The following is a 5961-nucleotide window of genomic DNA, read 5'->3' as shown; positions in this document are numbered from 1 at the left end:
CTTGCATGTATTAGGCACGCCGCCAGCGTTCGTCCTGAGCCAGGATCAAACTCTCCATTAAGGTTGTTTGACTTGCTCATTACTTAACTAGCTAGAAGTTTTCGTACTTGGCGGAGCCAATTCGAAAATCTTCAAATTTAACATATCGCTCAATGTTCAGTTTTCAAGGAACAATCATTCTGCTTGTCTTACGCCGTTTTCAGCGGCGAGAAGTATCATAACACATTACCTTTCAGAAAAGCAACTCTTTTTTTAAAACTTTTTTTCTAATGGCCTGTGTTCTCTCTCCTCCCGCTTTTAACAGCGGAATGTTATCTTAACACATTCCTTTACTCATATGCAACCCTTAATTTCATTTCTGCGCCGAAGCCGAGTGATTGTGCAAAATTCGGTTAACCTTCTCTGCGCTTAGCAACATCACCGTCATGAGAATGAGGAATATCGCTGGAAGTACGCTTATGTCGGTCCGCATGGCAAGCACTCCAAAAAGCGGAGGCAGGAAGGTCGTTCCCGTATAAGCGACCGCCATCTGGAATCCCATTAGCCTGGCGGCATTTTCTCGGCCAAAGCGAGCAGGCGTCTCATGAAGAAGACCCGGGTAGATGGGGGCGAGCCCCAACCCGATAAGGATAAGCCCCGCAAGCATGAACGACGGGTTGGGGAGCAGTAAAATGACGCCGCCCGCAACCGCCACGATCTGGCCCCAACGGATTAACACCGTATTGCGGACCTTCAGCGTAATAAAACCGGTAACAAGTCTGCCGACGGTTATTCCGCCATAGTACAAGGATATCCAGAGCGCTGCCGTTTCGGCTGCTATATTTCGCGCTCCTGCCAAGTAGCTTGCACCCCACAATCCTACGAGGGATTCTGCTCCGCAGTAGATCAAGAAGGCGGCCAGCGAGGGCTTCACTCCTCTGATCCGGAGAACATTTTTGCTCAAGCTGCCTGAAGACGCCTTCGACTCGGCTTCAGCCTGCGCCGGAGGGACCTGATTGCCAATCTGCTTGCTCTCCCTGATCGCCGCAACGCGTTTCCACAGCGGCAACGTGATCAGCAAGATCGCCACGAGCGAGAATTGAATCAGGGCTACGGCCGTGTAACCTTCTCTCCAGGAGTTATGTTCCGCCATATAAAAGGACATGATTATAGGCCCGGCAGTCGCGCCTACGCCCCAGAAACAATGCAGCCAATTCATATGGTGAGCCTTGTAATTGTCTGCTACATAATGATTAAGCGCGGCATCGATCGCTCCCCCGCCTAACCCCAGAGGAATCGCCAATACGGCAAGCCAGGCGACCGATGGCGCCCATCCGAATCCGAGCAGCGCTCCTGCCGTCAAACAACAGCTGATCAAGGTCAGTCTTCCCGTCCCGATACGCTGCACCAAGCTTCCGCTTGCGAGACTGGATACGATCGTGCCGCCGGCTACGATCATGGACAAAATGCCAGCGTAACCGAACGAAACCCCCAAGTCGGGCCGCATCATCGGCCAGGCCGCCCCGAGCAGGGAATCCGGAATGCCAAGGCTAATAAATGCCAGATAGATAATAATTAGAAATAAAGTTGCCATCATGCTGCTCCTTCGGTTGTCAGTTCGATATCATGGCATGTAGAGCCAGTTGTTGCAAGCCGGTCAGATAATCCTGTCTCCAGCCGCTCATCGTGAGTATGGGCAAATGCGCTTGAGGAATATAAGTTGAACTGCGTTCCGCGATCTTGGTCAGTATCGCTTCGTCCACCTCATCATCGCAAAAAATGACCGCCCGCGGGTTAAGAATGGCTGCAAATGTCGCGATCAGACGAGCGACGGCATCGATCTGCCCTTCTCCCGTCAATTGAATACGGCTATTGCGTTCTTCCATTCGCAGCGCTTGAAGGAAAGATTGTTTGTCATACTGAGGCACAAAAGAAATTTCCCCGGAGAAAAACGTGCTTCCCCGCACGACATCTCCGTTGATCATAATGCCGGAGCCAGGTCCGTTCTGACCGAAATAAAGATAGATAAGCGATTCGCCCTCCATCTCGAAGTTCGATGCGTATCCAAGTACCGAGGCGTTCATATCGTTCTCGACCACAACCGGTATCTGGAACCGGGACTCGAATTCCTCCTTTAGATCATAGTCAAGGAACTGCTGATACGGAGGGATGAAAATAATCTTGCCGTTATTAACGGCGCCGGGAACGCCGATGGCGATCGATCGAAGCCGCGGATACCGCTCAATCAACGACTCGATAAGGTCGGCAAGCAGACCCGCGTCATGTTCGATAACGCTTGGCTTGGCTCCCTGCTCCTTGATCTCCCCGAGGCAATTAAAGATAGAGAAGCTTGTCTCGTCCTTCTCAATGAAGACGGCAAGTCCCAGCATATATTCCGGATTGTAGGCATAACGCTTGGCCCTGCGACCGCCGCTGGAATCATCGTCGCCCGTATAACTGATCTCGCCGTCCGTCTCCATCTGAGCCATGAATTTGCTGATCGTCGGGAAGCTGATCCCCAGCCGCTGGCTGAGCTCCGCCTTCGTCGCGCTTCCCATCGTTATAAGTCCTGCCCGGATCCGGTACAGGAACGACTCGTTTGTCATAACGCCTCCAACCCTTTCCACAAACAATCGGAAACTTATTAAATCACTTTAATAAGTCAAGTTCATTTTAGCAGAGCTCGCTTGAAAGAACAACATAAATAACCGCAGCCGGCAAATGACCGAGCTGCGGTTACTAATCAAATTTTAAATAAACGTTTGGCGATCAAAAATGGCCGCTCGTTGATGATACTTGTCCTGGCTCCACATCCTGCAACTGAACTCCCTGCGGCAATAACTTCTCGATCGCCTCTCGAAGCTTCGCGTCATGGTGGATTTCCTCGCTTAAGATCGCTACGATACCCCGATCGGCGCTGGAGCGGATTAATCGTCCCATACCTTGCTGAAGACGAAGCAGCATATAAGGCAGGTCTACTTCTTCGTACGGAGCCGCCGCGGCTTCCCGCTTCGCCATAAACACCGGATCCTGAGGCGGGAATGGCAGAGACCAGACGATGACGTTCGACAGAGAAGGACCAGGGATATCGAGGCCCTCCCACAGGGTTAAAGCGCATAGCACGCTTGTTTCGTCCCGTTGGAAATAGCCGATAAGGTGGCTGATTTCCGCGTCCCCTTCAAACCAAAAACGCATGTTCGCGAGTTCCGGATAGGAAGGAAGCAGCTCCTTGAACTGGAGCATTTCCTCCCTGCCGTTGAATAAAACCAACGCCCTGCCGCCGGTTTCGGCCAGCAGGCCCGCCGCAGCTTTCATTTTCTCCTCGCCCGAAGCCCTTTGCGTCCATTGCGGAGCTACGACTTTCATTTGGTTCTCATAATCATAAGGAGATTGGGTGCTAAAGGACAAATAACGATCCGTTCCCAGACTGCTTGTTATATAGTCGAATGAACCGCCCACCGATAACGTCGCGGACGAAAAAACAATCGGCATATTCAGGGCGAATACCCTTTCGCGGAGCACTTCCTTAACCGCTCTGGGCATGATGACCAAGGTGAGTCCATCCTCTGCTTCGGTTGCCCAACTTATCAATGCGTCGGAGCTCTGGAACAAACTCAGGGCTTTCTGGATCGTCTCCAACTGCTCCTCGACAATCCGCAGCTGATACTCGTTCAAGGTATAAAGATCGCTCTCGAAAACCAGCTCTTCTTCGATGGCTTCGATCACTAGACGAAACAGGCGCACTTCTTCTTGCAAAGTTTCGCCCAGAATAATCCGTTTGCGCTCGGAGCCGGGAATATCCTCGCAATGTGCCGAAAGCGTGTAGAATAAGGACTCGCTGCGGTCAATCGCTTCGTCAATCAACACGGCCAAAGACTCCCTGATTTCGCCTTTCAACAAGCGGCAGACCAATTCTTCGAACCCCGAATGCTTCAAGCTGTAAGTCAACGCCTTCTGCGCTGCCGATTCCAACAGATGTCCTTCGTCGAATACAACGGCACAGTGATCCGGCAATAACGGGAGTTGGCCTTCCCGCTTCCGCCCCTCGTATGTCCATACATGTTCCATATAGAAATCATGCGAGCAAATAATCAAATCCGTAGACTTCCGATAGTGTTCGCGGGTTAATGTCTGTCCGCAGCGATGTCTTTGATCGCAAGAGAAACAATCTTGAAACGTGTCCCAACTGATTTTGTTCCATTGATGGTCGTCCAAGTGCGGATATTGTTTGCGGTCTCCATAGGGATAGAAGGATTGCATCGCTTTATATTGATGAACAAAATCGGGCAATTCGGCCCGTACCGCGCTATACATATCGTAATCCTCGTCGCCGGTCTTCACTTGGTCCATCTTGGCCAAACATAGATAACGGTCCGCGGACTTCGCCATTCTGGCGTCGATCGTAAGGCTCAAATGACGAGCCAGCTTGGCAAGATCGCCTTCCGGCTTCGCAAGTTGCTCGATGAGAGACTCGTCCGCGCAGGCAATAATCGCAGGTTTACGGGTATAACGAGCGTAGCAAATCGCATACAACAGATACACCAGCGTTTTGCCCGTTCCTACGCCTGCCTCTGCGAAGATGGTCTGCTTTTCGGCAAATGCCCGCTCCAATTGGTAAGCCATATAAATTTGTTCGTCGCGAACCTCGAAGCCGGCTTCCGGCAATATGTCGTAGAACACATCCGCAACCCACTCTCCGACTTGCTGAAGAAAGGGACGGGAATGATCGTATTCGAAAGGATACTGTTTCAAAGTTGGTTCTGCCTCCAGGAATCATGTCGGAACATTATCGCATGTTCTTCCTGTTAAATCAAAGTTGTATCCAAGAGCGACATCCGCGCACGCAGTCACCGGTAAGTCGGGTAGACAATTCCGGGTGCCGATACGGAGCGGAACGCGCCGGCCTCAAACGCCAGCTCCTCGTTTCCGTCCGCACCGAACGGGATTCCCTCCCCGGCGCCGCCGATCTGGATGGCGCCTTCTATCCGTCTTGCGCTCATGCCGATAAGGCCCGTGAGCTGTCCGGCGCGATCTGTAATAAGCCGGATGCCCGCCGGGAAACGGAAGGCGAGCTTGCCGTCAATATAGACGCGGCATTCTTCCTCCCCATTTAGCAGTTCGAAGCTCTTACCGTCGACCTTCCGGCTGTAGGCGGTACGTTCGGCCAGCTTCTCGCCGTGGTCGAACGGATACGGCAGCAGCCCTGTGAACCACAGCTCCCCCGACGTCGTCGGCAGGATGCCGCTAAGCCGCTCCACATAATCCAGCATGCACAACAGCGACGGCGAATACGACTCGGCGAAACCTTCCTTGCCCGTCCACGGACTTAGAACCTGACCGAACCGGGTCATCCGCGCCATCGCGGAAACGATGGGCTGCAGCACCCAGGTCAGCTCGACGTAGCGTCCATGATGCTCGAACGCATGCGGCGCCCGGATTAAGCTCAGGAAATTCGTCGCTCCCGCCCAGGTATTGTAGCTGGCGAACGGATCAAAGCGCGGATCGTCCATCGCGAGCGACGTAAAGGGATATTTGGCGAAAAACTTCGACGTATTAAGCAAATAAAGCCTCAGCATGCGATCGAAGAAATCCCGGTCCCCCACTTCGCTTGCCATGACCCGCAGCAGAACGTCGGACTGCACCTTTACGTGACGTCCTTGCTTGTCAACGTCGTAGAAGAAATGATCCTCCTCTTCGAAGCAATGCTTCATCAGACTGGCAAAGCTGGCCTCGGCCTTCTCTTGCCATGGCTCATGCGGCAGCCCGAGCTCGCGCGCCATAAGCGCCAGATAACGGCGGCTGCAATAGACGCTTGCCGTAAGATCCGGCGCCAAAAAGGGCACAAGCGGCGAGTCCGGGTACGGCAAGGCCGGATCGTCAAGATGCGGCGTATCCGGCACATGCCAGAACCTCGGCGACAGATCATGGCCCGTATCGAATGCGCAGAACGCCTCCACGCAGCCGCTCCCCCTCGTGTCGCGA

The 5961-nt window shown here is 53.1% G+C and carries 4 protein-coding genes and 1 rRNA gene; all 5 read right to left on the bottom strand.

Features of this window, described 5'->3' with window-relative positions:
• Positions 1-61, bottom strand: a 16S ribosomal RNA gene (locus PAT3040_RS26345); the annotation flags it as partial.
• A 291-nt stretch (positions 62-352) separates the two neighbouring features.
• Positions 353-1576 carry an MFS transporter gene (locus tag PAT3040_RS26340; protein ID WP_108995022.1) on the bottom strand — a complete coding sequence of 408 codons (1224 nt, stop codon included), beginning with the start codon at positions 1574-1576 and terminating at the stop codon, positions 353-355.
• A gap of 16 nt (positions 1577-1592) precedes the next feature.
• The gene (locus PAT3040_RS26335; protein ID WP_108995021.1) at positions 1593-2585 is read right to left on the bottom strand and encodes an ROK family transcriptional regulator; all 993 of its coding nucleotides are present in this window, start codon (positions 2583-2585) and stop codon (positions 1593-1595) included.
• Between the two features lie 163 nt (positions 2586-2748).
• Positions 2749-4731, bottom strand: coding sequence for an ATP-dependent DNA helicase (locus PAT3040_RS26330; protein WP_108995020.1), 1983 nt, complete (start codon positions 4729-4731; stop codon positions 2749-2751).
• A gap of 95 nt (positions 4732-4826) precedes the next feature.
• A partial coding sequence (locus PAT3040_RS26325) for an MGH1-like glycoside hydrolase domain-containing protein (RefSeq protein ID WP_258235165.1) occupies positions 4827-5961 on the bottom strand: 1135 nt, incomplete at its 5' end.

This window comes from Paenibacillus agaridevorans (assembly GCF_003112455.1).
Lineage (GTDB): Bacteria > Bacillota > Bacilli > Paenibacillales > Paenibacillaceae > Pristimantibacillus > Pristimantibacillus agaridevorans.
Note: the sequence above shows the minus strand (reverse complement) of the source record. Positions and strands in the feature narration are given on the sequence as shown.